Below are 25,639 nucleotides of genomic sequence, written 5' to 3'. Positions count from 1 at the left end.
CACAGCTACCCCTTCACAGCACCCTGCATGATCCCGGCGACGATCTGCCGACCGAGTACGAGGAAGACGATCAGAATCGGGACCGTGGCCATCGTGGTCCCGGCTAGCACGAGCGAGTTGTCGACGTAGTAGCCGCTCTGCAACTTCTCCAGGGCGACCTGCATCGTCGGGTTGTCCGCGTTGAGCACGATCAGCGGCCAGAGGAAGTCGTTCCACGACATCATGAACGTGAAGATGCCCAGCATGGCGGCGGCCGGCCGCACCGCGGGCAGGCAGACGTGCCAGAACGTGCGGATCATGCTGCACCCGTCCATCCGGGCCGCCTCGATCAGCTCGTCCGGCACCGCGTCCGCGATGTACTGGCGCATCCAGAACACGCCGAACGCGGTCACCAGGTTCGGGATGATGACGGCCCCGAGGGTGCCGGACCAGCCGAACTCGGCCATCGCCATGTACAGCGGGATGATGCCGAGCTGCGTGGGCACCGCGAGCGTGGCGACCACGAACACCATCAGCGGCCCGCGGCCCTTGAACCGGAGCTTGGCGAACGCGAACCCGGCCAGGGTCGACAGGACCACCACGGACACGGTGACCGTGCCCGACACGATGATGCTGTTGCCCAGGGCCTTCCAGAACGGGATCGAGTCGAGCACCCGGCTCGCGTTGTGGAAGAAGTTGCCGCCGGGCAGCAAGGGCGTGTCGGCGGTGAACTTCGCGTCGTCGTGGCTGGCGACCAGGAACGACCAGTAGAAGGGGAACGCCGAACCGAGGATGAACGCGATGAGGATGCCGTAGACGACGAAGCCCGGACGGCGCTCGGCGAGCGCCCCGGCCTTGCCCTTGGACTTCTTCGCGCGCTTGCTGTCGGTCGATGCCTGGCGATCGGCGATGGTGGCCATCACGCCTCCCCACTGGACGCGAGCTTGCGGGTGAGCAGGAAGTTGATCCCCGCGATCGCGATGATGACGACGAACAGGACCCAGGCCATCGCCGAGGCGTAGCCGAGGTCGAAGCTCCGGAAACCGGAGGAGTACATGTAGAGCACGACCGTCTGGTACTGGTTGGTCGCACCGCCGTTGACCCCCGCGGAAGGCGAGAACAGCAGCGGCTCGGTGAAGATCTGCAGACCGCCGATGGTCGAGGTGACGACCACGAAGATCAGCGTCGGGCGCAGCATGGGCAGCGTGATGCTGATGAACTGGCGCACCTTGCTCGCGCCGTCCACCCAGGCCGCCTCGTAGATGTCGCGCGGGATCGCCTGCATGGCGGCCAGCACGATCAGGGCGTTGTAGCCCGTCCAGCGCCAGTTGACCATGGACGCGATGGCGACGTGGCTCCACCAGCGGTCGGCCTGCCAGTCGATCCGGTCCAGGCCGACCATCTCGATCAGGTCGTTGATGATGCCGTACTGCACGCCGAACAGGTCGCCGAAGATGATCGTCAGGGCGACGAGGCTGGCCACGTAGGGCAGCAGCACGCCCATCCGCCAGCCGGTCCGACCGCGCAGCGCCGTGTTGAGCAGCACCGCCAGCAGCACCGCGGTGATGATCTGCGGGATGGTCGACATCGCGAAGATGCTGAGCGTGTTGACCATCGCGTTCCAGAACTGCGCGTCGGCCAGCAGCTCGGTGTAGTTGTCGATCCCGACGAACGGCTGCTCGTCCCCGCCGAGCTCCCAGTCGAACAGGGAGATGTAGGCGGTGTAGAGCAGCGGGAACAGGCCCACCACCGCGAACAGGATGAAGAAGGGGGCGATGTACAGGTACGGCGAGAACTTCACGTCCAGGCGGGTGAGCTTGTAGCGCCAGCTCTTGCCCGAACCGATGTCATCGTTGTCTTCGCGCCGCGGCGGGCGGGGCTCGGCGCCCCGCCCGCGCGTGACCGTGAGTTCGGTCGTCATTACTTGGCAGCCTTCTGGGCTCCCTCGACAACCGTCTTCCAGGCTTCCTCGACCGAGGTCCCCTGCTCGACCGACAGCAGCGCCGGCGAGACCACGTTGTCCTGGATCTCCCCGTCCTTCGGACCCTTGTACTGGGCCGCCGCGACCTTGTTCGCCTGCTCGGCGAACAGCATGCCGACCTTCTCGCCGCCGAAGTACTCGTTGGTCATGTTCAGCAGCTCGGGGGAGATCAGCGCCTCGGTCTGGCTCGGGAAGGTGCCCTTGGCGGTGAACGCCTTGATCTGCTGCTCCGGCGCGGTCAGCCACGCGGCGAGCTTGGCGGCCTCAGCCTTGTTCTTGCCCTGCTTCGGGACGGTCAGGTACGAGCCGCCCCAGTTGCCGCCGCCACCGGGGAACGCGGCCGTGACGGCCCACTTGCCCTTGTGCTCGGGGCCGGCGTTGCCCTCGATGACACCCAGCATCCACGACGGGCAGGTCTTGGTGGCGAACGCCGACTGCTTGAAGCCGGTCTCCCACTCCGGGCTCCAGGCGGCGAGCTTGGCCGACTGGTTGCGCGCGACCGCGCCGGCGACCTGCTCGAAGATCTTCTTGTCGTCGTTGGTCTCGATGACGAGCTTGTCGTCGCGGTCGAAGTAGCCGACCTTCGCCTGGTTGTGCATCGGGTTGAAGATCTGCGCGGCGGAGTCGAACCACGCCTTGCCGCCACTGCCGGCGACGTACCTGTCACCGGTCTCGAAGTACGAGTCCCACGTGGCGAACAGGGGCTTCACGCCCTCGGGGTCGGACGGCAGACCGGCGGCCTCGAAGAGGTCCTTGCGGTAGCACATGGCCAGCGGGCCGATGTCGGTGCCGTAGCCGATGAGCTTGCCGTCCTTGGTGGTGACGGCGTCGACCTTCCACTGCAGCCAGCGGTCGTCGCGGACGTCCTTCGGGCCGATCTCCTTCAGGTCCTCGAACTGGCCGGACTTGGCCATGACCTGGCTCAGGTAGCCCTCTTCGATGGCCTCGACGTCGGCCAGGCCGGAGCCCGCGCCCAGCTTGGTGAACAGGTTCTGGTGGTGCGGCGCACCCTGTCCGGTCTTGCGCTGGGTGACCTTGACGTTCGGGTTGGCCGCCTCGTACTCCTTGAGGAGTTCCTCGTAGCCGAACTCGTTGAACGTCGCGATGGTCAGCTCGACCTTGCCGTCCGGCGAGGTTCCTGACTCTCCCGAGCCACAGGCCGTGGCGGCTGCGGCAAGCACTGCGGTGCAGGCCAAGACTTTGACCAAGCCTGCTCGACGGTAGCGCACGAGAACTCCTCGGTTGATCGGCGGTGAACGTTCTGGGAGCGCTCCCAGGTTTTGGGGGAGTGTGGTTCGCGCCACGGAGTTGTGTCAAGCGCCCGTGTCCGCGCTGTTACCGACCTTGCGACATTTGCCCTGCTGGACCGATTCTGCTAGCCGTGCGACCGATGGTCCGTTCAGGCACTGCTCGTAGACCGGTCGGACACGCTCGGCTCATCTCCGGTGGAAAACATTCACGAGTCGTGCACCACACCCGCGCCGTCAGTGTCCACCAACTCGCGTCGGGCGCGTCGCCGGGGTACCTCCGCGAGTCGTCCGCTCGCGCACCGCGAGTCGTCCGGTGCGGCACCCCGAGTCGTCCGGTCGGGTGGCGCGGATCGGCCGGCCGGGTAGCGGACACCGGCCGGCCGAGTCGTCGGGGTGGATGCGCACCGGCGTCGTGCGACGTCCATTCGGGACGGCGAGCGGACCGCCATTGCCGGCGGTCCGCGATTCCCCGTGTGCGGGGAACCCGAATCTAGGGGTACCCCTGTTTAGCGTCGCGGTCCAATAACGCGGGGAAAGCGGCCGGGGTCAGCGGCCGTCCTCCAGATCGCCCTCGGTTTCGAGGTACGCGTTTCGCAGCGCTTCCAGCGTCTCCGCTTCCGGGTGCTCCCACATGCCCCGCTCGGCGGCCTCCAGCAACCGTTCCGAGATGCCGTGCAACGCCCAGGGGTTGGACTCGGCCAGGAACTCGCGGTTCACCGGGTCCAGCACGTAGCTCGCGGCGAGCTGCTCGTACATCCAGTCGGCGACCACGCCGGTGGTGGCGTCGTAGCCGAACAGGTAATCGACCGTGGCGGCGAGTTCGAATGCGCCCTTGTACCCGTGCTTGCGCATCGCGGCCAACCACCGCGGGTTGACGACGCGGGCCCGGAAGATCCGGTTCGTCTCTTCGTGGAGCGTTCTGGTGCGAACGGCATCGGGACGCGTGCTGTCGCCGACATAAGCGGCGGGCGCTTTACCGGTCAGCGCGCGGACCGTCGCGATCATTCCGCCGTGGTACTGGAAGTAATCGTCCGAATCGGCGATGTCGTGTTCGCGGGTGTCGATGTTCTTCGCCGCGACGGCGATGCGCTTGTAGGCGCTCTCCATCGCCGGGCGGGCTTCCACTCCGTCGAGTTCACGGCCGTAGGCGTAGCCGCCCCACACCGCGTACACCTCGGCCAGGTCGGCGTCGTCCCGCCAGTTCCGGCTGTCGATGAGCGGGAGCAACCCGGCGCCGTATGCGCCCGGTTTGCTGCCGAAGATGCGCATTGTCGACCGACGCGGATCGCGGTGCTCGGCCAGGTCGGCTTGGGCGTGCGCCCGGACGTAGTTGTCGGCGGCGGACTCGTCCAGGTTCGCCACCAGTTGCACGGCGTCATCGATCAGTGCCACTACGTGCGGGAATGCGTCGCGGAAGAAGCCGCTGATGCGGACCGTGACGTCGATTCGCGGCCGGTTCAGCTCGGCGAGCGGGATCGCTTCCAGACCGGTGACCCGGCGGGACTGGTCGTCCCACGTCGGCCGGACGCCCATCAGCGCCAGCACCTCGGCGATGTCGTCACCGGCCGTGCGCATGGCGCTGGTGCCCCAGACGGACAGGCCCACGGACGGCGGCCACTCCCCCGTTTCCGCGCGGTAGCGGTCGAGCAGCGAGTCCGCCATGGCCTGGCCGGTCTCCCAGGCCAGCCGGGACGGCACCGCCTTGGGGTCGACGGAGTAGAAGTTGCGGCCCGTGGGCAGCACGTTCACCAGCCCGCGCAGCGGCGAGCCGCTGGGACCGGCCGGGACGTAACCGCCGTCGAGCGCGTGCAGCACGTTGGTCAGCTCGTCCGTGGTGCGGGCCAGCCGGGGCACGACCTCCAGCGCGGCGAACTCCAGGATCCGGGCCACGTCGTCGTCGCCAGTCAGGGCGCGGGCCGCGTTGACATCCCAATTGGCGTCCTCCATCGCCTGGACGAGCGCGCGGGCCTCCGCTTCGACCCGGTCGGTGTTCGTGCGGGTGTGGTCGGCCGCGGTCACGGACTCGGCCAGGCCCAGGGCCTCGCGCAGGCCGGGCAGGGCGGCGACCTGGCCCGCCCACATCTGCTTCGCCTGGAGGATGGACAGCACGAGGTTGACCCGCGTCGCGCCGGTGGGTGCTTCGCCGAGGATGTGCAGGCCGTCGCGGATCTGGACGTCCTTCACCTCGCACAGCCAGCCGTCGACGTGCAGGATCAGCTCGTCGAACTCGGCGTCGTGCGGCCGGTCGTCCAGCCCCAGGTCGTGGTCGAGCTTGGCGGCCTGGATGAGGGTCCAGATCTGGGCCCGGATGGCGGGCAGCTTCGCCGGGTCCATCGCGGCGATGTTGCCGTGCTCGTCCAGGAGCTGTTCGAGCCTGGCGATGTCGCCGTAGCTGTCGGCGCGGGCCATCGGCGGCACGAGGTGGTCCACGAGGGTGGCGTGCGCCCGCCGCTTGGCCTGGGTGCCCTCGCCCGGGTCGTTGACCAGGAACGGGTAGATCAGCGGCAGGTCGCCCAGGGCGGCGTCCGGGCCGCAGCCCGCCGACATGCCGACCGTCTTGCCGGGCAGCCACTCGAGGTTGCCGTGCTTGCCGACGTGCACGACGGCGTCGGCGCCGAACTCGTCCTCCAGCCAGCGGTACGCGGCGAGGTAGTGGTGGCTCGGCGGCAGGTCCGGGTCGTGGTAGATCGCGATCGGGTTCTCGCCGAAGCCGCGCGGCGGCTGGACCATCACCACGACGTTGCCGGAGCGCAGGGCGGCGAGCACGATCTCGCCGTCCTCGTCCCGGGACCGGTCCACGAACAGCTCGCCGGGCGCGGCGCCCCAGTGCTGCTCCATGTCCCGCCGGGTGTCCTCCGGCAGGGTCGCGTACCACTGCCGGTAGCGGGCGGCCGGCAGCCGGACCGGGTTGCCCCGGATCTGCTCCTCGGTGAGCCAGTCGGCGTCCTGCCCGCCGGCGGCGATGAGGGCGTGGATCAACGCGTCGCCGTCCAGCTCCGCCACGCCGGGCAGCTCGTCACCGATGTCGTAGCCGTGCTCCTTCATCGCGGTGAGCAGCCGCACGACGCTGGCCGGGGTGTCCAGGCCGACCGCGTTGCCGATCCGGGAGTGCTTGGTCGGGTACGCCGAGAGCATCACCGCGATGCGGCGTTCGGCGGGCGGGATGTGGCGCAGCCTGCCGTGGCGGACGGCGATGCCCGCGACCCGCGACGCGCGCTCCTCGTCGGCGACGTAGACGGTGAGGCCGTCCTCGTCGACCTCCTTGAACGAGAACGGCACGGTGATGATCCGGCCGTCGAACTCGGGGATCGCCACCTGCGTCGCGGTGTCCAAAGGGGACAGTCCGTCGTCGTTCCCGTCCCAGGCGGCACGGCTGCCGGTGAGGCAGAGGGCTTGGAGGATCGGCACGTCGAGGGCCGCCAGCGCGCCCACGTCCCACGCGTCGTCGTCCCCACCGGCGGACGCGGTGGCGGGCTTGGTGCCGCCGGCGGCGAGGACGGTGACCACGAGGGCGTCCGCCTTGCCCAGCTCGACCAGGAGGTCGGCGTCCGCCGCGCGCAGGGAGGCGCAGAAGATCGGCAGCGGCCGACCTCCCTTGGCCTCGATCGCGTCGCAGAGGGCGTGCACGAACGCGGTGTTCCCGGCGACGTGGTGGGCGCGGTAGTACAGGACGGCGACCACCGGTCCGTCGCCGGTGGTGGCCCGCTCCAGGACGCCCCAGGTCGGGGTCGGCTCGGGCGGGGCGAAGCCGTGACCGGTGAGCAGCACCGTGTCGGAGAGGAAGTGGTGCAGTTGCGCGAGGTTCACCGCGCCGCCGTGGGCCAGGTACGCGTGGGCCTCGGCGCACACGCCGCCGGGGACGGAGGACAGCTCCATCAGCGGGGCGTCCGGGTGCTGCTCACCGCCGAGCACGACGACCGGGAGCGGCCGGGCGAGGAGCCAGTCCAGCCCCTCCTCCCACATCCGGCGACCGCCGAGGATGCGCACGACCACCAGGTCGACGCCCTCCACCAGCGCCGGGAGGTCGTCCACGGCGGTGCGGGCGGGGTTGGCCAGGCGGTAGTCGGCGCCGCTGGCGCGGGCGGACAGCAGGTCCGTGTCTGAGGTCGACAGCAGAAGGATCACGTGCGGGCTCCATCCCTCGGGGGTCCTCGCCCCAGGTCGTAGGGGACGGCGGGCGGAGTTCCTGACTCCCGGGGCTTCCCCCGGTCACAGTGGCGGGACCGCGCCGGATTCACACCGGCTTCCTCCTGTTGCTTCGCCGTTCGGACCACACCCTAGACGGCGGTTAGCATCCAGCCCATGTCCACCGCCTCCAACGCGCCCTCCGCCGAGCCGCACACGTCGGCCGGCCGGGTTCGCCCGGACGCTTGTCCGGGAGCTGTCGACGTGCACCAGGCCGCCGACGGCGGGCTGGCGCGCGTGCGGGTGCCCGGCGGGACGTTGAGCGTGACGCAGTTCGACGCGCTCCGGACCGCCGCGCTGGAGCTCGGTGACGGCTCGCTGGAGCTGACCTCGCGGGCGAACCTGCAGATCAGGGCCTTGGCGCCGGGGGCCGAGCTGGAGTTGGGCGCCCGGCTGCGGGAGGTCGGCCTGCTGCCCTCGGTGACGCACGAGCGGATGCGGAACGTCGTCGCGGCCCCGCTGGAGGACAACCAGGGGCTGGTCGACGCGATCGACGCGGCGCTGCGCGCGGTGTCGGAGCTGGCGTCGCTGCCCGGCCGGTTCCTGGTCACGGTGGGTGGCGCGGTGAGCGGCCTCGCGGGTGATGTCGGACTGGTCGGTGACGCGTTGTTCCTGGCAGGCCGGGATTCCGGACTCCGGGTGACCGATCCGGTCGACGCCGTGGTGACCGCCGCGCGGGTGTTCCACGAGATCCGCGGCGACGCGTGGCGGCTGTCCGAAGTGGACGGCGGTGTGCGAAAGATCACGGCGGCGCTGGGCGGCACGCCGAGCCCGTTCCTGATCGATCCGGTTGTGACGCCGGTCGCACCGGGCGCGCACGGTGCCGTCGTCGTGGCGGGCGTGCCGTTGGGGCGGTTGGACGCGCGGCTGCTGGGCGGTGTGCCGGTGCGGCTGACGCCGTGGCGGAGCCTGGTGGTGCCCGCCGGGAGCGACACCGACGGGCTGTTCACGTCGCCGGACTCGCCGTGGCACGGCGTCAGCGCGTGCACCGGACGGCCGGGGTGCGCCAAGTCGCTGGCCGACGTCCGGGCCGACGCCGCCCGCTGGGTGGGCACGCCGCACACGGGTCGCGTCCACTGGTCCGGATGCGCACGGCGGTGCGGACGACCGGCGGGCGACGTGGTGGAGTTCGTCGCGACCGGCGACGGCTACGAGGAGATCAGTTGACCGACTACGTCCGGGACGGCGCGGAGATCTACCGCCGTTCCTTCGCCACCATCCGCGCCGAGGCCGACCTGGCCCGGTTCCCGGCCGACGTGTCCCGGGTGGTGGTGCGCATGATCCACGCCTGCGGGATGGTCGACCTGGTGACGGATGTCGACCACTCGCCGAACGTGGTGCGCGACGCGAGGGCGGCGTTGCTGGCGGGCGCGCCGGTCCTGTGCGACGCGCAGATGGTGGCGGCGGGCGTGACGCGACGGCGGCTGCCCGCCGACAACGAGGTCGTGTGCACGTTGAGCGATCCGCGGGTGCCGGGTCTCGCGGCGGAGATGGGCAACACGCGCAGTGCCGCCGCCTTGGAGCTGTGGCGGGACCGGCTGGAGGGCGCGGTGGTCGCCATCGGCAACGCGCCGACCGCGTTGTTCCACCTGCTGGACATGATCGCGGCGGGCGCGCCCCGGCCGGCCGCCGTGCTCGGCGTTCCGGTGGGGTTCATCGGCGCGGCCGAGTCGAAGGACGCACTGGCGGACAACGGTCTCGGGTTGGAGTACCTGGTCGTGCGCGGGCGTCGTGGCGGCAGCGCCATCACCGCGGCGGCGGTCAACGCGATCGCGAGTGAGGACGAATGACGGGCAAGCTGTACGGGGTCGGGGTGGGTCCGGGTGACCCGGAGCTGGTGACCGTCAAGGCGGCGCGGCTGATCGGCGAAGCGGACGTGGTGGTGTTCCACAGCGCGCGGCACGGCCGGAGCGTGGCCCGTCGCATCGCCGCGCCGTACCTGCGGGAGGGGCAGGTCGAGGAGCAGTTGGTCTACCCCGTCACGACCGAGGACTCCGACGACTACCAGGGCGAGATCGACGCGTTCTACGAGGAGTGCGCGACCCGGTTGGCCGTCCACCTGGACGCCGGGCGCACGGTCGTGGTGCTGGCGGCGGGCGACCCGTTCTTCTACGGCTCGTACATGCACCTGCACAAGCGGTTGGCGCACCGGTACGAGGCCGAGGTGGTGCCGGGGGTGACGTCGGTGAGCGCCGGCGCGGCGGTGATCGGGCGGCCGCTGGTCGAGCGGGACGAGGTGTTGACCGTGCTGCCGGGGACGTTGTCCGCGGACGCGCTGGTGGAGCACCTGGCCGGTGGCGACCCGGTGGCGATCATGAAGCTGGGGCGGACGTTCCCGCAGGTGCGGGAGGCGTTGGCGCGGGCGGGGCGGTTGGACGAGGCCTGGTACGTGGAACGGGCGACGACCGGGGCGCAGCGCACCGCGCCCCTGTCCGAAGTGGACGCCGAGGACGTGCCGTACTTCTCGTTGGCGCTGCTGCCGAGCAAGCCCGCGACGCCCGTGGAGTCCCGGGGCGAGGTCGTGGTGGTCGGGCTGGGTCCGGCCGGACCGGAGTGGCTGACGCCGGAGGCGCGGCGGGCGCTGGCGGCGGCCGACGACCTGGTCGGGTACGTGACCTACCTGAACCGGGTGCCGGTGAACCCGCGGCAGCGGCGGCACGCGTCGGACAACAAGGTGGAGGCCGAGCGGGCGGCGTTCGCGCTGGACCTCGCCAAGCGCGGGCGGCGGGTCGCGGTGGTGTCGTCGGGTGATCCGGGCGTGTTCGCGATGGCCAGCGCGGTGCTGGAGGTGGCCACCGAGGAGCAGTTCTCGGACGTGCCGGTGACGGTGCTGCCGGGGTTGACGGCCGCGCACGCGGTGGCCAGCCGGGTCGGCGCGCCGCTGGGGCACGACTACTGCGTGGTGTCGTTGTCGGACCGGCTCAAGCCGTGGGACGTGATCGAGGAGCGCTTGGAGGCCGCGGCCAGGGCGGATCTGGTGCTGGCGATCTACAACCCGGCGTCGCGCAGCCGGACGTGGCAGGTCGACAAGGCGCGTGACGTGCTGCTGCGGCACCGCTCCCCCGACACGCCGGTGGTCGTCGGGCGGGACGTCGGCGGGCCGGAGGAATCCGTGCGGGTGGTGCGGCTGGCCGACCTGGACGCGTCCGCCGTGGACATGCGGTGCCTGCTGCTGATCGGCTCGTCGCAGACTCGGGTCAGCTCGCGCGGCACGGTGTTCACGCCGCGCCGCTACCCCGGGTGAGCCAGTCGACCGCCGCCGCGACCGTCTCGACCACCGGCGCGCGCGGCGGCGGTGGTCGGCGCACGACGACCACCGGGATGCCGAGGTGACGGGCGGCGGTCAGCTTGGCCGCCGTCATCGGGCCGCCGCTGTCCTTGGTGACCAGGACTTCGACGCGGTGCTCGCGCATCAGGTCCACCTCGCCGTCCACTGTGTACGGTCCGCGGTCGAGGACGAGGTCCAGCTCCGGGTTCGGCGGGTCGGGCGGGTCGACGGTGCGCGCGACACCGCTCGTGAACGCGGCCAGCTCCTGGCGTCCGGTGGTGATGAACGCCCGGCGGCCGGCGACGAGCGCGGCGGCTTCCGCGACCGTGTCCACGTACTGCCAGTCGTCCTCGGGCGGCCAGCCGGGGCGGCGCAGGACGAGGAACGGCGTGCCGGTCGCGGTGGTGGCGGCCAGGGCGTTCGCGGTGATGCGGTCGGCGAACGGGTGCGTGGCGTCCACGACCGCGTCGACGCGTTCGGCCTCGATGTAGGCGATCAGGCCTTCGACGCCGCCGAAGCCGCCCACGCGGACCTCGCCTTCCGGCAGCCTCGGGTAAGCCACCCGGCCCGCCAGCGACGAGATCACCCGCACGCCGGTGAGGGCGGCGGCGAGCGCGCGGGCCTCGCCGGTGCCACCCAGTACCAGCACGGTCCTCACGGCTGTTGCATCCTGACGCCGTGAGCACGAACCTGCGCTTCGGCTGGACCACCGGCGCCTGCGCCACCGCCGCGACCACGGCGGCGTACACGGCGCTGCTCACCGGCGAGTTCCCCGACCCGGTGCGGATCGTGCTGCCGAAGGGGCAGACGCCGTCGTTCGCGCTGGCCCGTGAATCGCTCGCCCCGGACGGGTCGGGCGCCGACCGGGCGTTCGCCGCGATCGTGAAGGACGCGGGCGACGACCCGGACGTCACGCACCTCGCGCTGGTCGGCTCCGCGGTCCGGCACGGCGCGCCGGGCAGCGGGGTTGTCTTCGAGGCGGGTCCCGGCGTCGGCACGGTGACCAAGCCCGGTCTGCCGCTCCCGGTGGGCGAGCCCGCGATCAACCCCGTGCCCCGGCAGATGATGCGCGACCACATCGCGCGGGTGGCCGCCGAGCACGGCGGCAGCGGTGACGTGGTCGTGTCGATCTCGGTCGAGCACGGCGAGGAGTTGGCGCGCAAGACGTGGAACCCGCGGCTGGGCATCCTGGGCGGGCTGTCGATCCTGGGCACGACGGGGATCGTGGTGCCGTACTCGTGCTCGGCGTGGATCGACAGCATCCGGCGCGGGATCGACGTGGCACGCGCCCAGGGGTACCAGCACGTGGCGGGGTGCACCGGGAGCACGTCGGAGAAGGTCGCGGCGGAGGTGCACGGGCTGCCCGAGGACGCGTTGCTGGACATGGGCGACTTCGCCGGGGCCGTGCTGAAGTACCTGCGCCGCCACCCGGTGCCCCGGTTGACGGTGGCGGGCGGGATCGGGAAGCTGTCCAAGCTGGCGGACGGGCACCTGGACCTGCACTCCGGCCGTTCCCAGGTGAACCTGGGCTTCCTCGCCTCGCTGGTGGACGACCCGGCCCTGGCCGAGGCCGTGACGGAGGCCAACACCGCGCTCGGCGCGTTGCAGGTGTGCCAGGCGGCGGGCGTGCCGCTGGGCGACCTCGTGGCGGCACGCGCCAAGGCGACGGCGGACGACGTGCTGCGCGGCGCGCCCGTCACCGTGGACGTCATCGTGATCGACCGCGCCGGCGCCATCGTCGGCCGTGCTTGATCCCTCCGGACCGGCCGAACCCGTCAAGACCGGCACCGCGCGGTGGAGTAGAGGTGGCTGTCCGGGAAGCCCTCGGCGGCCAGGACCCTGCCGACCACGATGATCGCGGTGCGCTTGACGCCCGCCGCCAGCACCTGGTCGGCGATGTCCGCGAGCGTCCCGCGCAGGACCAGCTCGTCGTCGCGGCTGGCGCGCGCGACCACGGCGACCGGGCACCCGGAGCCGTAGTTCGGCAGCAGGTCCGCCACCACCTCGGCGATCCGCTGCACGGCCAGGTGCAGCACGAGCGTGGCCCCGGACGCGCCCAGGGTCCCCAGGTCCTCCCCGGCCGGCATGGGCGTGGCGCGCGCCGACGTGCGGGTGAGGATCACGGTCTGCCCGACGCCCGGCACGGTCAGCTCGCGGTTCAGCGACGCGGCGGCGGCGGCGAACGCCGGCACGCCCGGCGTCACGTCGTACGGGATGTCCAGGGCGTCCAAGCGGCGCATCTGCTCGGCCATCGCGCTGAACACCGACGGGTCGCCCGAGTGCAGCCGCGCCACCTGGTGCCCCGCGGCGTGGGCGGCGGCGAGTTCGGTGATGATCCGGTCCAGGTCCAGGTTCGCCGTGTCGACCAGGCGGACGTCGGGCGGGCAGTGGTCGAGGACTTCCACCGGCACCAGAGCGCCCGCGTACAGGCACACCGGTGACTCGGCGATGAGCCGCGCCGCCCGCAGGGTCAGCAGGTCGGCCGCGCCCGGCCCGGCGCCGATGAAGTGGACGGTCACGCGTTCTCCTTGGTTGCGAGCCAGGTGGTCACGGGCATCTGCGGACGCCAGCCGGTGAACCCGCCGAGGGCGGTCGCCCGGCTGACCTCGATCCTGGTCAGGTCACCGCCGAGCCGGGCGTGCCACCGCGTCAGCACTGCCTCCGACTCCAGCGTGACGGCGTTGGCCACGAGCCGGCCTCCGGTTTTCAGCACGTCCCAGCAGCGCTCGACCACGCCTTCGGCGGTGAGGCCGCCACCGATGAACACCGCGTCGGGCGCGTCGAGGTCCAGCGCCCCCGGCGACGCTCCGACGACGACCGAGATGCCCGGCACGCCCAACGCCGTCGCGTTGCGGGTGATGCGCGCGGCGCGTTCGGGGTGCTGCTCCACCGCGATGGCCCGGCAACTCGGGTGGGTGCGGCACCATTCGACGGCGATGCTCCCCGCACCCGCCCCGACGTCCCACAGCAGTTCGCCGGGACGCGGCGCGAGCAGCGCCAGCGTCACCGCCCGCACCTCCCGCTTGGTCAACTGCCCGTCGTGCTCGAACAGGTCGTCCGGCCGACCGGGCGTCAGCGAAGCGCCGTCCGCACCGCACTCGACCGCCAGCACGTGCAGCGGGTCGGCGTCGCCCAGCGAGTGGTGCACCCGCTCCCCGGGACCTCCCAACTGCTCCAGCACGGTCAGCCGCGCGTCCGGCGCGAGGGCCGCCACTTCGAGCGGATCGCCGCCCAGCACCAGCACCCGCCGTCCGGGGTGCAGGTGCGGCACGAGCAGCGCGGCGGGCTTGCCGACCAGGCTGACCACGTCCACGTCGTCCAGCGCCCATCCCAGGCGGGCGCACGCCAGCGACACCGACGACGGGTGCGGCACGACGCGGACCCGCGAGGCGCCCAGCAGCCGGACCAGGGTCGAGCCGATGCCGTGGAACATCGGATCACCGCTGGCCAGCACGCCCACCCGCCGACCCTCGTACCGCGCCAGCAAGCCGGGCAGCGCCGGCACCAGCGGTGACGGCCACGGGACGCGTTCGAACCCACCGGGCACCAGGTCGAGCTGCCGGGCGCTGCCCATCAGCACCTCGCACGACGCGATCTCGTCACGCGACGCGCGCGGCAGGCCTTCCCAGCCATCGGCCCCGATCCCGATCACGGTGACGACCACGGGCTCAGACCGTCCCCAGCACGCGGGTGACGGCGATCTCGATCACCACGCGCTCGGGGTTGACGCGGGGTTGGCGGTAGCGCTCGGCGTACCGGCGCACGGCGTCCGCCACGGCCTCCGGCTCCTGCCGCACCACGGCCACCCCCTCCAGCGTCGACCACCGGCGTCCGTCCACTTGGCACACGGCGGCGGGAGCGGCGCCGGCGGCGAGGATCTGGCGGACCTTGTGCGAGCCGCGCGAGCTGATCACCCGGGCGATGGCCGTGTCGACGTCCAGCGTGACGCCGACCGGCACGACGTGCGGCGTGCCGTCCGCCCGGACCGTGGTCAGCGTGCACAGGTGGCGCTCGGTCCAGAACGCGCGGAAGTCCTCGCCCTTGGTCGACAACATGCGTGCATCATGCGGCACGCGCGGGCTAGGGTGGAAAACGTGACGCGCCGATTTAGCCGCCCCCGACCGGGAGACCCGGTCGCCGGGGCCCGCGACGTGCGCTAGTTCACGTGGTCCCGGTGGCGGACCGGCTCGGGGGACACCTGAGCCGATGTCCACCACCGTTCGAAGGGACACACCCGCGATGCCTCGCGACCTCAGCGACCCCACGTACGGGCCGCACGCCATGCAGCTCCTGGTCGACCGGATCACCGCCGCCCTGCCCGGTGGGCTGCGCGTGCTGCGCGACCACCCCGAAGTGTCGGTCGACGACAACTACACCGCGTTGGGCTACCCGCCCGACGCCATCACCCGCGACGCCCGCTACACGCGCTACACCAGCGAGAACAGGATGCTGCGCAGCCACACGTCGGCGATGGTGCCGCCGGCGCTCCGGCTGCTCGGCGCCCAGGAGGACTGGGACGACGTGACGCTGGCGTGCGTCGGCATGGTGTACCGCCGTGACGCCGTCGACCGGGTGCACTCGGGCACGCCGCACCAGCTCGACGTGTGGCGGATCTCCCACCACCGGGCCGACCTGGACGAGTTGATCGACACCGTGATCACCACCGCCGTGCCCGGCCTGCGCTACCGCACCACGCCCGCGTCCCACCCGTACACGTCGGCCGGCCGTCAGGTGGACGTGCTGGTGGACGGCGAGTGGCTGGAGGTCGCCGAGTGCGGTCTGGCGGCCCGGCACGTGCTGCGCCGGGCGTGGCTGCCCGACGACGTGCACGGCCTCGCCCTGGGGCTGGGCCTGGACCGGCTGCTGATGCTGCGCAAGGGCGTCCCGGACATCCGCCTGCTGTCCTCGGACGACCCGCGCGTGGCCGCCCAGATGCTGGACCTCACGCCGTACCGGGCGGTGTCGAAGCACCCGGCGATCACCCGGGACATCTCGGTGGCCGTCGCCCCGGACGCCGACGCCGAGACGATCGGCGACGTCGTGCGGGCCGTGATCGGCGACCTGGTGGAGGAGGTCGTGGTGGTGAGCGAGACACCGGTGCGCGACCTGCCGGCGGCGGCCGTGGCGCGGCTCGGCGCGCGGCCGGAGCACAAGAACGTGCTGCTGCGCCTGGTCCTGCGCGACCTGACCCGGACGCTCACGGACGACGAGGCCAACTCCGCCCGTGACGCCGCCTACGCGGCCGTGCACGAAGGCGATCAGCCCCTCGTCTCGTTGAGGTAGTTGTAGATCGTGAACCGGGTCACGCCGAGCGCGTCCGCCAGGTAGTCGACGGAGTCCTTGATCAGGAACAGGCCGGCGTCGTCCAGGAGCCGCACCACGCGGGTCCTGTGGGACTTCTTCATCAGCTCCACGGGCACGCCGACCGACGCCACGGCGCGTTCGACCAGGAGACGCCGGAGCGCCCCGACGTCAGCGGGAAGGGCTTCGACCTCGGACGTCGCCCGACTGACGGCCGGGGTCCTGTCCCGCAACGCGGCGGCGAAGCGGGCGACGGTCTCGCGCGTGGTGGAGGCGTGCGGCGACAAGCGGACGTGGTCGGTCCGCACGGTCGCCGTCACGCCCGCCTCCGCCAGCGCCGCGCCGATCGCCGACGGCGGGCGGTCGGGCAGGCTGAACGCCAGGATGCCCGCCCGGCGGTCCACCGCCGGGACCACCTCGCCGCCGACCGCGTGGACGACGTCCGCCAGCTCGTCCAGCCGGGCGCCGATCCGGGCGTTGATGTTCCCGACCCCGGCCAGTTCGACCAGCTCCAACGCCGCCGCCAGCGCACCGGCGGCGATCGGGCTCAGGTGGGTGATGGACCAGCCCGCCGCACCCCCCGCCACGGGGTGGACGGCGTCGTCGAACAGGCCGGGGTCGACGGCGCCGGTCCAGCCCGACAGCACCGGGTCCAGCCGGTCCAGCGCGCGGTCCGACAGGGTCGTGAAGCCGGTCGACCAGCCCGCCCGCAGCCACTTCTGGCCGCCGACCACCAGCACGTCGGCCGCCTCCCACGGCTCGTCCACCACCCCGAAGCCCTGGATGCCGTCCACGACCAGCAACCGGTCGCCGACCACCTGGCGCAACGCCGCCAGGTCCGCCCGGTAGCCGGTGCGGAAGTCCACCGCGCTCACCGAGACGGCGACGGTGGCGGGCGTCAACGCCGCGCGCACCGCGTCGGCCGTCACGGGACCGGCCGGCAGCCACGACACGTCGACCGCCGGCGACCGCGCCCACGGGTAGGTGTTCGCCGGGAACTCCCCCGCCGACACCAGCACCTCGCCCCGCACGCCCGACGCCACCTGGAACAGCCCGGTGCTGGTGTTCGGCAGCAACGCCACCCGGTCCGCGCTGGTCCGGCACAGCCGCGCCGCCGCCGCCCTCGCCCGCGACCCCTGCCGCATCAAGTCGTCCACGGTCGCCGGCCCGGCCGCCGCCGACGCCTCCAGCAGCCGGGTCGACGCGTCGACCACGGCGAACGACGGCGGCCCGAACCGGGCGAAGTCCAGGTAGCCGTCCGGCTCGTGGAACTGGACGAGGTACGACGCCGGGATGCCCATGGGCTGCCTCCACGTTCACCCGCGAAGCTACAACGCGGTGTTGAAGACGTCCACTGTGCGTTGAGGGGAATGGTGCGGGCGTGGATATCGTTGCGCGGGGTACAAGGGGGCAACCCCATGTCCACAGCAAGGAGGACCTATGGCCACCGTGGAGCTGACTGCGGAGAACTTCGACGAGGTTGTCGGCGGCTCCGAGATGGTCCTGGTCGACTTCTGGGCGAGCTGGTGCGGACCGTGCGTCCAGTTCGCGCCGACCTACGAGAAGTCCGCCCAGAAGCACACCGACATCGTGTTCGGCAAGGTCGACACCGAGGCGGAGCAGCAGCTGGCCGCCGCGTTCCAGATCCGCTCGATCCCGACCCTGATGATCGTGCGCGACGGCGTCGTCCTCTACTCCCAGCCCGGGGCACTGCCGGAGGCGGCGTTGGAGGACCTGATCGAGCAGGCCCGCAAGGTGGACATGGACGACGTGCGCAAGCAGGTCGCCGAGCAGTCCGCCGAGCAGCAGGCCTGACAGCAGCAGGCGGCCCGAGCCGGGTTCCGGCCCGTCGCGGGCGTCAGTCCATCGCAGTCGTGTCGCGGGGCGGGGCCACCGGGTCCCGCCCCTCGGGCTGTCCGGCCTCCATCCGCCGGCCCCGCTCCAGCTCCGCGTCGAGTTCCGCGCCGAGCAGCAGCGCCAGGTTCGAGATCCACAGCCAGATCAGGAACACGATGACGCCGGCCAGCGAGCCGTAGGTCTCGTTGTAGGAGCCGGCGTTCGCCACGTACAGCCCGAACCCGAACGACGCCGCCACCCACGCGAACACGGCCAGCAGACCGCCCGGCGTGATCCACAGCCAGGACGGCTGCCGCACGTTGGGCGACGCCCAGTACAGCAGGCCGATCGCCAGGCTGGCCAACAGCAGCAGCACCGGCCACTTCACGATGTCCCACACGGTGACGAACGTCGTGCCGAGGCCGAGCACGCCGCCCAGCCACTGGGCCACACCGCCGGTGAGCGTGACGCCCACCGCGGTCAGCGCCAGCAGCACCACGACGCCCACGGTCAGGCCGAGCCGCAGCGGGATCACCTTCCACCACGGCCTGCCCTCCTCCACGTCGTAGATCGAGTTCGACGCGCGCATGAACGCGCCCACGTACCCCGACGCCGACCACAGCGCGGTGACCAGACCGACGATCGCGAGCGGACCGGCGATCGCGGTGGAGCCCTGCACGTTCTGGATCGCGCCGACCAGCAGATCGCGGGCCTGGCCCGGGCCCAGCACGTTCAGGCTGTCCACGACCGACTGGGTCGCGTCCGGTCCGAGCAGGCCCAGCAGCGCGGTCAACAGCAGCAGACCGGGGAACAGCGACAACACGGCGTAGTAGGTGAGCGCGGCGGCCCAGTCGATCAGGTTGTCGTCCCCGAACTCCTTGACCGTCCGCTTGAGCACACCCCACCACGATCGCCTGGGGAGTTGTGTCGGCGCCTCCGGCACGTGCGTCATGGGCGACGGGTTTCCCTCGAACCACAGTGCGTACACCCACGAGTTTCCGGGTAGTCGGTGGTCGAAGTGGAGAGAGGAGACGGCCATGAGTCACGTCGCCACCACCCACGCCGAAAGCGTCCCCGGGGGCAGCACCGAGCGGGAACCGTCCACCGCCGAGTTGGTGGGCCGGCTCTCCGAGCAGGTGACCAGGCTGGCCCGGGACGAGATCCGGCTGGCCGTGGCCGAGATGCGCACCAAGGGCAAGCGCGTCGGCACCGGGGCCGGGCTGCTCGGCGGCGCGGGCGTGCTGGCCTGGTTCGGGCTGATGACGGTGATCGCGGGCGTGGTGCTGCTGCTGGCGACCGTGATGCCGGCGTGGATCGCGGCGTTCATCGTCGCGGTGGCCGTGTTCATCGTCGCGGGCGTGCTCGCGCTGATCGGCCGCAAGCAGATCGACCGAGGCACCCCTCCGGTGCCGGAGGAAGCCATCGCGGGCGTCAAGCAGGACATCGCCACCGTGAGCGAGAGGGCACACCGATGAGCGACAAGGACGTCCCCGACGACCCGGACGCATTGCGCGCCGACGTCGAACAGACCCGACGCGAGCTGGGTGACACCGTCGAAGCGCTGGTGCACAAGACAGACGTGCCCGGACGCGTCAAGGACAAGACCCACGAGGGAGTGGAACAGGTGAAGGAGACCGCTACCCGGGCCAACGCGGCCGTGTCGGCCGCGGCGGGCAAGACGACCGCCGCGGTCAGCCACGTCGCCGACAAGGCGGGCGAGCAGGTCGGCAAGGCGGGCGCCGTCGCCGGTGCCGCGGCCGAGAAGGCAGGTGCCGTGGCGAACCAGGTCACCTACAAGGCGAGCGTCGTCGCCGAGCAGGTCGGCCAGAAGGCCGTGCACGCGGTCGAGTCGCTGCCGCCGCCCGTGCAGCAGCGCGTCGAGCAGGGCGTGCAGCAGGCCCGCCGCCACCCCGGTGTGGCGGCGGCCATCGCGGCCGCGGTCCTGATGCTGCTGTGGCGGATGGCGCGACGGGGGCGGACCGCATGAGCAAGCTCCTCTACCGACCGCTCGGGATGCTGTTCGGCGTGCTCGGCGGCCTCGCCGCCAGCGCGTTGTTCGGGCAGGTGTGGAAGCTGATCACCGGCACGAAGGAGGCCCCGACCGCGACCCAGAAGGATCGCGGCTGGGGCGAGGTGCTGCTGGCGGCGGCCATCCAAGGTGCCATCTTCGGCACGGTGAGGGCCGCGATCGACCGCGGCGGCGCCACCGGCTTCGACCGGCTCACCGGCGAGTGGCCGGGTGACAAGAACAAGTACGACGGCGACTGACCGTCAGGACGGCGGTTCGTCCCGCTCTCCGCGCCGCTCGTCCCCGCGCCGCTCGTCCTCGTCGAGGAACTGATTCGGGTCCACGTCGAGGTCGGGCGGCTCGGGCGTGCCCGGCGAGTGCGGCGGGTCCGGGTTGACGGGTCGCTCGGTTTCGCCGAGGTCCTCCACCACGCGATCTTCTCGGACACGATCTTCTTCGGCGCGGGCTCCTTCCCCAGTGCGGTCTTCGACGGGCTCTACGGGTTCGGTCATGCCGTCGAAGTACCCTCCGACGCGCGTCCGGAACCCGTGGACACCAAAACCACGGGCGTTCAGAACCGGGGCGTGCGCTTCTCCAGGAACGCCGACACGCCCTCCGCGTACTCCGGGCTCTGCACCGCGTCGATGTACAGCGCGCGCACCGCGTCGTCCTCGGCGTGCTGCCCACCGGTGATCCGGTTCACGATCTGCTTCGCGCCACGCACGCTGACCTGCGCACGGGCCGCGATCGTGTCGGCCAGCTGCTTGACCCGCGCGTCCAGCTCGTCCGCCGGGCGCACCTCGTTGACCAGGCCGATCCGCAGCGCGGTGGCCGCGTCGACGATCTCGCCGCTGAACAGGATCTGCTTCGCCCACGCCGGTCCGACCACGTCGACCAGCTGCTTGGTGGACGTGAAGGTGTAGACGATGCCCAGTTTGGCCGGTGTGATGCCGAACCGGGCGTCCGCCGCCGCCACCCGCATGTCGCAGGCCAGCGCGATCTCGCAGCCGCCGCCGATGCAGAACCCGGTGATCGCGGCGATGGTGGGCTTGCCGAGCGTGGCGATCGCGCGTTCGCCGTCGTGCACGGCCTTGCCGTACCGGGTTGCTCCGTCCGCGCCCTTGCGGAGGGTGGCGAACTCGCTGATGTCCGCGCCCGCCGAGAAGTGCTCGCCACCGCGGACCACCAGCACGCGTACGGCGTCGTCGTCCTGCACCCGGGCCAGCAGGCCGGGTAGCGCCGACCACATCTCGTAGCTCATGGCGTTGCGCTTGGCGGGGCGGTCGATCGTCAACGTCGCCACCGGTCCCGCGGTGTCGAGCCTCAGCGTCATTACCGGAGGGTAGAGCTTCGGCGGCCACCACAGGCGGTGACCGCCCTCACCCTCCGCGGGTTACCGGTAGGCGTTGCGGGTGCAGGTCGAGCTGAACGAGCCCTTGGTGGCGAAGTACACCGAGAGGAGGTGGGCCGGGTCGGTCGCCGGCCCGCCGGCGGCGAAGGTGTCCACGAGCCGGTAGCCGACCGAGCGGTCGTTGCCGCTCGACGACATCTCACCGGTCGTGCTCGGCACGTACACCACGCCGTCGCCGCCGGCGACCTCCGCGCCGTTCCACGCGTACAGGCCGTGGCCCTTGGCTTCCTGGCGCGGCGTCGGCCGGCCGCCTTGACGGGCCGCGCTGAACCTGGGGTGAAGCGGGGATCGACACAAGGGGTGAATCAGGTGGTCATGTGGCGTGATGTGCCTGCCACGCCTGGAGGACCCTCCGGAATGCCGCACTCTCCGCCTGGTCGGCGCTCGCGTTGTCGAGCCTCGCTCGCACCGCCGGGAGCAGGGCGTCGGCGTGGTCCCGCATGGCGATGAGGACGTCCTCCAACGGCGTCGGCGACCACGGCCTGCGTTGCGGTCGCACGGGGAGGCCCAGGCGTGGGCCGGACAGGCGTTGCCGCAACGGTTCCACGGCGCGCTCGTCGCCGAGCAGCGCGAGGGCGGACAGGGCGGCGTCGGCGGCGGGCAGGTAGACGTCCCGGGCGGCGAGGGCCAGGTCGTCGGCGAACGGGGCCCGGGCGGACGCCAGCAGGTGCGCGGCCAGGCGGCGGTTCTCCGGCTCGTCGTCGGGGAGGCGGTCGGCGATCAGCGGGAGCAGGTCGTCGTCGATGAGCTGGGCGGACGACCACAGCGCGCCGGCCCGGATGTCCGCGTCCGGGTGATCGAGCAGGTGTGCCACCAAGGCCCGCCGGGTGGCGCGGTCGTCGCCGAGCTCCCGGTTGAGCCACCACACGACGGCGGACGGGCGCGGGCTGCCGGTGCACCACGTGTCGGCCCACACCTCCACGTCGGTGAAGCCGTCGAGCAGCGCTCGGACGTCCGCGGGGACGCCGAGCCGCCACAACCCGACCGCCGCCGCGAGCCGGACCGCCGGGTCGGGAAGCAGCCCGGTGAGCCAGTCGAGCGCGGCCGGGTCGGCGTGGTGGCCGGTCGCCACGACCAGGCCGAGCCGGGCGGCGAGATCCGGTTCGACGGCGAAGCGGTCGCGCAGGTCCGGCCACACGTGGTGCCCGACGGCCTGGGCCAACGGGAAGCTCACCATCCGCCGGACCTCCACGTCCGGGTCGGCGAGGAGGCCCAGCAGGCGCGGCACGGCCGCCGTCCACGCTTCGGGCCAGGCGTCGTCCACGGCCGTGGGATCGGCGGTGCGGGCCGCGTGCGCGAGGTCGCCCACGGTTTCCACGACGGCCGCGCGGACCGTGACGCCGGGGTCGTCCGCCAGGTCGAGGAGGGCCGGGAGGAGGGCGGGCGCGGCGGAGTGGACGGCGTCGCCGTCGTGGTAGACGTTGGCGTTCAGCTCGCCGATCGCGGCCGGTGCGAGCACCGGGTCGCGCACCTGGACCAGGAGGTCGGGCACATCGGTCGCCGGCCCGTAGGCGTGCTCAAGCTGATCCCACACCCTCGCACCCTAAGACCGCCCGGCGTGAGCAGCCAGCGACATTTGGGCCGAAGGTTCACCCGATTGGGTTGACCTGTCCTCTCCGGACACTCCAGCGAGTTTACCGTGTGCGATCGAGGGGGCTCACCCGGAGGAGCGCAGATGACCACTGCCGTCACCGAAGTCGAAGAACTCGTCAGGGCAACGCTGGCCGAGCACCCGTCGCTGTTCCTGGCCACCGCCGGCAGTGCCGGCCCGTGGGCCAACGGCGTCTTCTTCGCCGAGACCGATCTGTTCACCCTGAACCTCGTGCTGGAGCAGCGCGGGCGCACGCTGACCGCGATCCGGGAGAACCCGGTGGTGGCGGTCGTGGTGTCCACCGGCTCGCCGCAGGACCCGTTCCTCCAGGCCCAGGCGGACGTGGAGGTCGTCAGCGGCGAGGACGACGCGGAAGTGCGGCGCGTGCTGGTGGAGAAGGTGCCCGACGCCGCCGCGTTCATGGGCGCGCCGATCGTCGCCGCCCGCCTCCACGTCCGTTCGTGGCGCGCCACCGACGTGCCCCACGGCTGGCTGCCCGGCAAGAACCTGCCGAACCCGGCCGCACCGGCCCGCTAGCCCTCCGGGAACATCCGGGCCATGCCCGGCGGCGGGGTGAACGGGCGCCAGCGGTTCGACCGCTGGGCCAGGCGGTCGGCGATCACCCACAGCACCGAGGCGTTGTAGCCGTACGCGAGGTGGCTGCACGCGACCGCCACGTTCTCCCGCCGCGCACCGGGCGTCGAGACGCACGCCTGCCACGCCACGATCCCGTCCGTCTTCGAGTACACCGACGTCGACGGCACCGGGAACGTCGGCCGGGTGTGCTCGGGCGGCGGCATGGTCGCGCCCGACACGTAGAACCGGGCGAGCAGCCGGTACACCGGGTTGACCCTGGTCTGCCGCAGGTCGGTCATCGCGTACGGGCTGCCCAGGCTGATCACCTGGCGGACCATGCCGGGGTGGTCGCGGGCCAGTTCGCGAGCGAAGATGCCACCCAGCGACCAGCCGACGATGCTCACCCTGCCGCCGACCGCGAGTTCCCGGAGCAGCTCGCGCATCCCTCCGACGACCTCGACGGACGGACCGATGTTCCAGCCCAGGCCCCAGCCGCGCGCGTCGTAGCCCAGGCCGGTGAGGAACTTGCGCAGCATCCCGGTCGAGCCGTCGTTCGCGCCCAGGCCCGGCAGCACGAGCACGGTGTGGCCGTCGCCGCTCGGCGCGGCGCGCAGGACCGAACGGGTCGCGGCGAACTGGCCGATGTCGACCACCGCGCGGGTCGGCTCGGTGAGGTACCAGAGCAGGCTCGGCGCCGACGCCGGAACCAGGTGCGGGTCAGGGTGGTCCGTCGGGATGTCCGGCAATGCTGACATGGCGCCTCCCCCGCTCGGCGTCGAGCGATCCCCGAGTAACCATGATGTTTCCCCACGGTGGTTTGCGCCAGTACCGATGAGTCTCGATTTGTGGCACTACGGTCTGACGCATGGACCGGATGAGCGCCATGGACGCGGGCTTCTTCTTCACCGAAGACGAGAACGTGCCCATGCATGTCGGTTCGCTGCTGGTCTTCGACGGGCCGGCCCCGTCGTACGGCGACGTCGTGCGGCTGTTCGCGGCCAAGCTCGGCACCGTGCCGCGCTACCGGCAGCGGGTGAAGACGCTCCCGCTGCACGCCGGCTGGCCGGTGTGGGTGGACGACGAGCGCTTCCGGATCTCGGACCACGTCCGGCACACGGCGGTCCCGTCGCCGGGCGCGGACGACCAGCTCCGCCACCTCGCCGGGCACCTGTTCGAGCAAGGCCTCGACCTCGCCAGACCGCTGTGGGAGGTGTGGCTGGTCGACGGCCTGGAGGGTGGCCGGTGGGCGATCCTCTGCAAGGTCCACCACTGCCTGATCGACGGCATCGCGGGCAGCGACCTGATGCAGGTGCTGCTGGACTGGCGCGCGGACACGCCGCAGCCAGAACCGGTGGAGTGGCGGCCGGCGCCCACCCCGTCGACCGCGGACCTCGTCCTGGACGGCGTGCGCGGCGCGGTGTCGGCACCGGTCAAGCAGCTGGCCAAGTTCCCGGCGGTGGCCCGGCGGCTGCGCAGCCGCTCGGAGGTGCTGGCCCTCGGCCGGACCGTGCTGGACAGCCTGCCGACGACCGCCCGCCGACTCACCGCCGCCACCCCGAAGTCGTTGAACGGCCCGGTCGGACCGCACCGGCGGTGGGTGTGGGCCAAGGCGAACGTCGCCGAGATCAAGGCTGTCCGCGTGGTCACCGGCGGCACGGTCAACGACGTCGTCCTCGCCGCCGTCACCCGCGGGTTCCGCGACCTGCTCGCCAAGCGCGACGAGTTGGCCGAGGGCCAGGTGGTGCGCAGCATGGTGCCGGTGTCGACGCGCTCGTCCGCCGAGCGGGGCGTCCTGAACAACAGGTTCAGCGCGGTGTTGGTGAACCTGCCCGTCAGCGAAGCCGATCCGCTGGCCCGCCTCGCGTCGATCCGCGAGCAGATGGACGGCTTGAAGCGCAGCGGCCAGGCGGCGGGCGCGGACGTGCTCGTCGGCCTGTCGAACTTCGCCGCGCCGTCCCTGCTGGCGCTGGGTTCTCGCATGGCCAAGCATTTCCCGCAGCAGCTGGTGCAGACGCTCACCACCAACATCCCCGGTCCTCGCGTCCCCCTGTTCATGGTGGGCAGGCGGCTGACGGAGACCTACCCGTACGTCCCCATCTCCGGGAACATGCGGATCAGCGTCGGCATCTTCTCCTACCTCGACCAGATCACCTTCGGCATCAGCGCGGACCTCGACAGCGTGCCGGACGTCCAGGTGCTCTCCGACGGCATCCGCGCGGGCTTCGACGAACTCGCCACCGCGACGAGCTGATC

General features: G+C 71.9%; 26 protein-coding genes and 1 riboswitch. Of the genes, 11 read left to right on the top strand and 15 right to left on the bottom strand.

The genetic code is table 11. The annotated features are described in order from the left end of the window. Positions 1-5: 5 nt before the first annotated feature. From ACRAKI_RS11190 to cobN, 4 genes are all read right to left on the bottom strand, one after another. A complete protein-coding gene (locus tag ACRAKI_RS11190; RefSeq protein WP_447006989.1) occupies positions 6-899 on the bottom strand; it encodes a carbohydrate ABC transporter permease in 894 nt (297 codons plus the stop codon). Then, on the bottom strand, positions 899-1,900 hold the full coding sequence (locus ACRAKI_RS11185) for a carbohydrate ABC transporter permease (protein ID WP_447006988.1): 1,002 nt from the start codon (positions 1,898-1,900) through the stop codon (positions 899-901). The genes ACRAKI_RS11190 and ACRAKI_RS11185 overlap by 1 nt, the downstream gene beginning before the upstream one ends. Continuing rightward, positions 1,900-3,189 carry an ABC transporter substrate-binding protein gene (locus tag ACRAKI_RS11180; protein WP_447006987.1) on the bottom strand — a complete coding sequence of 430 codons (1,290 nt, stop codon included), beginning with the start codon at positions 3,187-3,189 and terminating at the stop codon, positions 1,900-1,902. Before ACRAKI_RS11180 ends, ACRAKI_RS11185 begins: the two co-directional genes overlap by 1 nt. A gap of 567 nt (positions 3,190-3,756) precedes the next feature. Further along, entirely contained in the window at positions 3,757-7,335 is a 3,579-nt protein-coding gene (gene cobN / locus ACRAKI_RS11175; protein ID WP_447006986.1) for a cobaltochelatase subunit CobN, read from the bottom strand. Positions 7,336-7,369: 34 nt separating this feature from the next. Further along, a riboswitch (cobalamin riboswitch) is annotated at positions 7,370-7,505 on the bottom strand. Positions 7,506-7,512: 7 nt separating this feature from the next. Here cobN and ACRAKI_RS11170 point away from each other — a divergent pair. Genes ACRAKI_RS11170 through cobJ form a run of 3 tightly spaced genes read left to right on the top strand, consistent with a single transcriptional unit; the run spans position 7,513 to position 10,639 of the window. Next, entirely contained in the window at positions 7,513-8,562 is a 1,050-nt protein-coding gene (locus tag ACRAKI_RS11170) for a hypothetical protein (protein ID WP_447006985.1), read from the top strand. Continuing rightward, positions 8,559-9,185 (top strand): precorrin-8X methylmutase, encoded by a 627-nt coding sequence (locus ACRAKI_RS11165; RefSeq protein ID WP_447006984.1) that lies wholly within the window; start codon positions 8,559-8,561, stop codon positions 9,183-9,185. The genes ACRAKI_RS11170 and ACRAKI_RS11165 overlap by 4 nt, the downstream gene beginning before the upstream one ends. Next, positions 9,182-10,639: a precorrin-3B C(17)-methyltransferase gene (cobJ, locus tag ACRAKI_RS11160; protein ID WP_447006983.1), complete on the top strand. Its 1,458-nt coding sequence runs from the start codon at positions 9,182-9,184 to the stop codon at positions 10,637-10,639. Before ACRAKI_RS11165 ends, cobJ begins: the two co-directional genes overlap by 4 nt. Here the strand turns inward: cobJ and ACRAKI_RS11155 are convergent. After that, a complete protein-coding gene (locus ACRAKI_RS11155; RefSeq protein WP_447006982.1) occupies positions 10,614-11,321 on the bottom strand; it encodes a cobalt-precorrin-6A reductase in 708 nt (235 codons plus the stop codon). The genes cobJ and ACRAKI_RS11155 overlap by 26 nt on opposite strands. Positions 11,322-11,341: 20 nt before the next feature. Here ACRAKI_RS11155 and ACRAKI_RS11150 point away from each other — a divergent pair, with 20 nt between their 5' ends. Next, complete coding sequence (locus ACRAKI_RS11150; RefSeq protein ID WP_447006981.1) at positions 11,342-12,415, top strand: cobalt-precorrin-5B (C(1))-methyltransferase; 1,074 nt, start codon at positions 11,342-11,344, stop codon at positions 12,413-12,415. 23 nt (positions 12,416-12,438) lie between these two features. Here ACRAKI_RS11150 and cobM read toward each other — a convergent pair whose 3' ends face one another. Genes cobM through ACRAKI_RS11135 form a run of 3 tightly spaced genes read right to left on the bottom strand, consistent with a single transcriptional unit; the run spans position 12,439 to position 14,718 of the window. Beyond that, a complete protein-coding gene (gene cobM / locus ACRAKI_RS11145) occupies positions 12,439-13,182 on the bottom strand; it encodes a precorrin-4 C(11)-methyltransferase (RefSeq protein WP_447006980.1) in 744 nt (247 codons plus the stop codon). Continuing rightward, entirely contained in the window at positions 13,179-14,327 is a 1,149-nt protein-coding gene (gene cbiE, locus ACRAKI_RS11140; protein ID WP_447006979.1) for a precorrin-6y C5,15-methyltransferase (decarboxylating) subunit CbiE, read from the bottom strand. Before cbiE ends, cobM begins: the two co-directional genes overlap by 4 nt. Before the next feature lie 4 nt (positions 14,328-14,331). Next, the gene (locus ACRAKI_RS11135; RefSeq protein ID WP_447006978.1) at positions 14,332-14,718 is read right to left on the bottom strand and encodes a pyridoxamine 5'-phosphate oxidase family protein; all 387 of its coding nucleotides are present in this window, start codon (positions 14,716-14,718) and stop codon (positions 14,332-14,334) included. Positions 14,719-14,902: 184 nt separating this feature from the next. Here ACRAKI_RS11135 and srmL point away from each other — a divergent pair, with 184 nt between their 5' ends. Then, positions 14,903-15,946, top strand: a complete 1,044-nt coding sequence (srmL, locus tag ACRAKI_RS11130) for a PheS-related mystery ligase SrmL (RefSeq protein ID WP_447006977.1) — start codon at positions 14,903-14,905, stop codon at positions 15,944-15,946. On the opposite strand, the gene ACRAKI_RS11125 is transcribed toward srmL, so the two are convergent. Further along, positions 15,922-17,265, bottom strand: a complete 1,344-nt coding sequence (locus ACRAKI_RS11125; RefSeq protein WP_447006976.1) for an aminotransferase class V-fold PLP-dependent enzyme — start codon at positions 17,263-17,265, stop codon at positions 15,922-15,924. The genes srmL and ACRAKI_RS11125 overlap by 25 nt on opposite strands. Positions 17,266-17,404: 139 nt before the next feature. On the opposite strand from ACRAKI_RS11125, the gene trxA reads away from it, so the two are divergent. Further along, positions 17,405-17,779 (top strand): thioredoxin, encoded by a 375-nt coding sequence (gene trxA / locus ACRAKI_RS11120; protein WP_447006975.1) that lies wholly within the window; start codon positions 17,405-17,407, stop codon positions 17,777-17,779. A 43-nt stretch (positions 17,780-17,822) separates the two neighbouring features. Here the strand turns inward: trxA and ACRAKI_RS11115 are convergent, their stop codons facing one another. Beyond that, positions 17,823-18,752, bottom strand: coding sequence for a YihY/virulence factor BrkB family protein (locus ACRAKI_RS11115; protein ID WP_447006974.1), 930 nt, complete (start codon positions 18,750-18,752; stop codon positions 17,823-17,825). 85 nt (positions 18,753-18,837) lie between these two features. Here ACRAKI_RS11115 and ACRAKI_RS11110 point away from each other — a divergent pair, with 85 nt between their 5' ends. From ACRAKI_RS11110 to ACRAKI_RS11100, 3 genes are read left to right on the top strand one after another with little or no spacing between them, the layout of a single operon-like run. Next, complete coding sequence (locus ACRAKI_RS11110) at positions 18,838-19,275, top strand: phage holin family protein (RefSeq protein WP_447006973.1); 438 nt, start codon at positions 18,838-18,840, stop codon at positions 19,273-19,275. Then, on the top strand, positions 19,272-19,787 hold the full coding sequence (locus tag ACRAKI_RS11105) for a DUF3618 domain-containing protein (protein ID WP_447006972.1): 516 nt from the start codon (positions 19,272-19,274) through the stop codon (positions 19,785-19,787). The genes ACRAKI_RS11110 and ACRAKI_RS11105 overlap by 4 nt, the downstream gene beginning before the upstream one ends. Then, positions 19,784-20,068 (top strand): DUF4235 domain-containing protein, encoded by a 285-nt coding sequence (locus ACRAKI_RS11100; protein ID WP_447006971.1) that lies wholly within the window; start codon positions 19,784-19,786, stop codon positions 20,066-20,068. Before ACRAKI_RS11105 ends, ACRAKI_RS11100 begins: the two co-directional genes overlap by 4 nt. Positions 20,069-20,071: 3 nt before the next feature. Here ACRAKI_RS11100 and ACRAKI_RS11095 read toward each other — a convergent pair whose 3' ends face one another. The 4 genes from ACRAKI_RS11095 to ACRAKI_RS11080 all read right to left on the bottom strand — a co-directional run bounded on the left by ACRAKI_RS11095 (position 20,072) and on the right by ACRAKI_RS11080 (position 22,753). After that, positions 20,072-20,239 carry a hypothetical protein gene (locus tag ACRAKI_RS11095; RefSeq protein WP_447006970.1) on the bottom strand — a complete coding sequence of 56 codons (168 nt, stop codon included), beginning with the start codon at positions 20,237-20,239 and terminating at the stop codon, positions 20,072-20,074. Between the two features lie 140 nt (positions 20,240-20,379). Then, positions 20,380-21,141: an enoyl-CoA hydratase/isomerase family protein gene (locus ACRAKI_RS11090; RefSeq protein WP_447006969.1), complete on the bottom strand. Its 762-nt coding sequence runs from the start codon at positions 21,139-21,141 to the stop codon at positions 20,380-20,382. Positions 21,142-21,201: 60 nt separating this feature from the next. Beyond that, the gene (locus ACRAKI_RS11085) at positions 21,202-21,516 is read right to left on the bottom strand and encodes a hypothetical protein (protein WP_447006968.1); all 315 of its coding nucleotides are present in this window, start codon (positions 21,514-21,516) and stop codon (positions 21,202-21,204) included. A 16-nt stretch (positions 21,517-21,532) separates the two neighbouring features. Beyond that, positions 21,533-22,753, bottom strand: coding sequence for a HEAT repeat domain-containing protein (locus ACRAKI_RS11080; RefSeq protein WP_447006967.1), 1,221 nt, complete (start codon positions 22,751-22,753; stop codon positions 21,533-21,535). Positions 22,754-22,894: 141 nt separating this feature from the next. On the opposite strand from ACRAKI_RS11080, the gene ACRAKI_RS11075 reads away from it, so the two are divergent. Then, positions 22,895-23,347, top strand: coding sequence for a pyridoxamine 5'-phosphate oxidase family protein (locus tag ACRAKI_RS11075; protein WP_447006966.1), 453 nt, complete (start codon positions 22,895-22,897; stop codon positions 23,345-23,347). Here ACRAKI_RS11075 and ACRAKI_RS11070 read toward each other — a convergent pair. Continuing rightward, positions 23,344-24,141, bottom strand: coding sequence for a lipase family alpha/beta hydrolase (locus tag ACRAKI_RS11070; protein WP_447006965.1), 798 nt, complete (start codon positions 24,139-24,141; stop codon positions 23,344-23,346). The two genes, ACRAKI_RS11075 and ACRAKI_RS11070, sit on opposite strands and share 4 nt — an antisense overlap. A 110-nt stretch (positions 24,142-24,251) precedes the next feature. Between ACRAKI_RS11070 and ACRAKI_RS11065 the strand changes: the two genes are divergently transcribed. After that, positions 24,252-25,637, top strand: a complete 1,386-nt coding sequence (locus tag ACRAKI_RS11065) for a WS/DGAT/MGAT family O-acyltransferase (RefSeq protein WP_447006964.1) — start codon at positions 24,252-24,254, stop codon at positions 25,635-25,637. The last annotated feature ends 2 nt before the right edge of the window (positions 25,638-25,639 follow it).

The organism is Saccharothrix isguenensis (genome assembly GCF_052936305.1).
The sequence above is the reverse complement of the archived record's forward strand: the minus strand, read 5'-3'. Positions and strand labels throughout refer to the sequence as shown.

Bases quoted from the DNA above. Each gene is read 5' to 3' on its own strand.
- ACRAKI_RS11190 (WP_447006989.1), bottom strand. From the start codon at position 899: ATGGCCACCATCGCCGATCGCCAGGCATCGACCGACAGCAAGCGCGCG.
- ACRAKI_RS11185 (WP_447006988.1), bottom strand. From the start codon at position 1,900: ATGACGACCGAACTCACGGTCACGCGCGGGCGGGGCGCCGAGCCCCGC.
- ACRAKI_RS11170 (WP_447006985.1), top strand. From the start codon at position 7,513: ATGTCCACCGCCTCCAACGCGCCCTCCGCCGAGCCGCACACGTCGGCC.
- cobJ (WP_447006983.1), top strand. From the start codon at position 9,182: ATGACGGGCAAGCTGTACGGGGTCGGGGTGGGTCCGGGTGACCCGGAG.
- ACRAKI_RS11135 (WP_447006978.1), bottom strand. From the start codon at position 14,718: ATGTTGTCGACCAAGGGCGAGGACTTCCGCGCGTTCTGGACCGAGCGC.
- srmL (WP_447006977.1), top strand. From the start codon at position 14,903: ATGCCTCGCGACCTCAGCGACCCCACGTACGGGCCGCACGCCATGCAG.
- ACRAKI_RS11125 (WP_447006976.1), bottom strand. From the start codon at position 17,265: ATGGGCATCCCGGCGTCGTACCTCGTCCAGTTCCACGAGCCGGACGGC.
- trxA (WP_447006975.1), top strand. From the start codon at position 17,405: ATGGCCACCGTGGAGCTGACTGCGGAGAACTTCGACGAGGTTGTCGGC.
- ACRAKI_RS11115 (WP_447006974.1), bottom strand. From the start codon at position 18,752: ATGACGCACGTGCCGGAGGCGCCGACACAACTCCCCAGGCGATCGTGG.
- ACRAKI_RS11110 (WP_447006973.1), top strand. From the start codon at position 18,838: ATGAGTCACGTCGCCACCACCCACGCCGAAAGCGTCCCCGGGGGCAGC.
- ACRAKI_RS11105 (WP_447006972.1), top strand. From the start codon at position 19,272: ATGAGCGACAAGGACGTCCCCGACGACCCGGACGCATTGCGCGCCGAC.
- ACRAKI_RS11100 (WP_447006971.1), top strand. From the start codon at position 19,784: ATGAGCAAGCTCCTCTACCGACCGCTCGGGATGCTGTTCGGCGTGCTC.
- ACRAKI_RS11090 (WP_447006969.1), bottom strand. From the start codon at position 21,141: ATGACGCTGAGGCTCGACACCGCGGGACCGGTGGCGACGTTGACGATC.
- ACRAKI_RS11075 (WP_447006966.1), top strand. From the start codon at position 22,895: ATGACCACTGCCGTCACCGAAGTCGAAGAACTCGTCAGGGCAACGCTG.
- ACRAKI_RS11070 (WP_447006965.1), bottom strand. From the start codon at position 24,141: ATGTCAGCATTGCCGGACATCCCGACGGACCACCCTGACCCGCACCTG.
- ACRAKI_RS11065 (WP_447006964.1), top strand. From the start codon at position 24,252: ATGGACCGGATGAGCGCCATGGACGCGGGCTTCTTCTTCACCGAAGAC.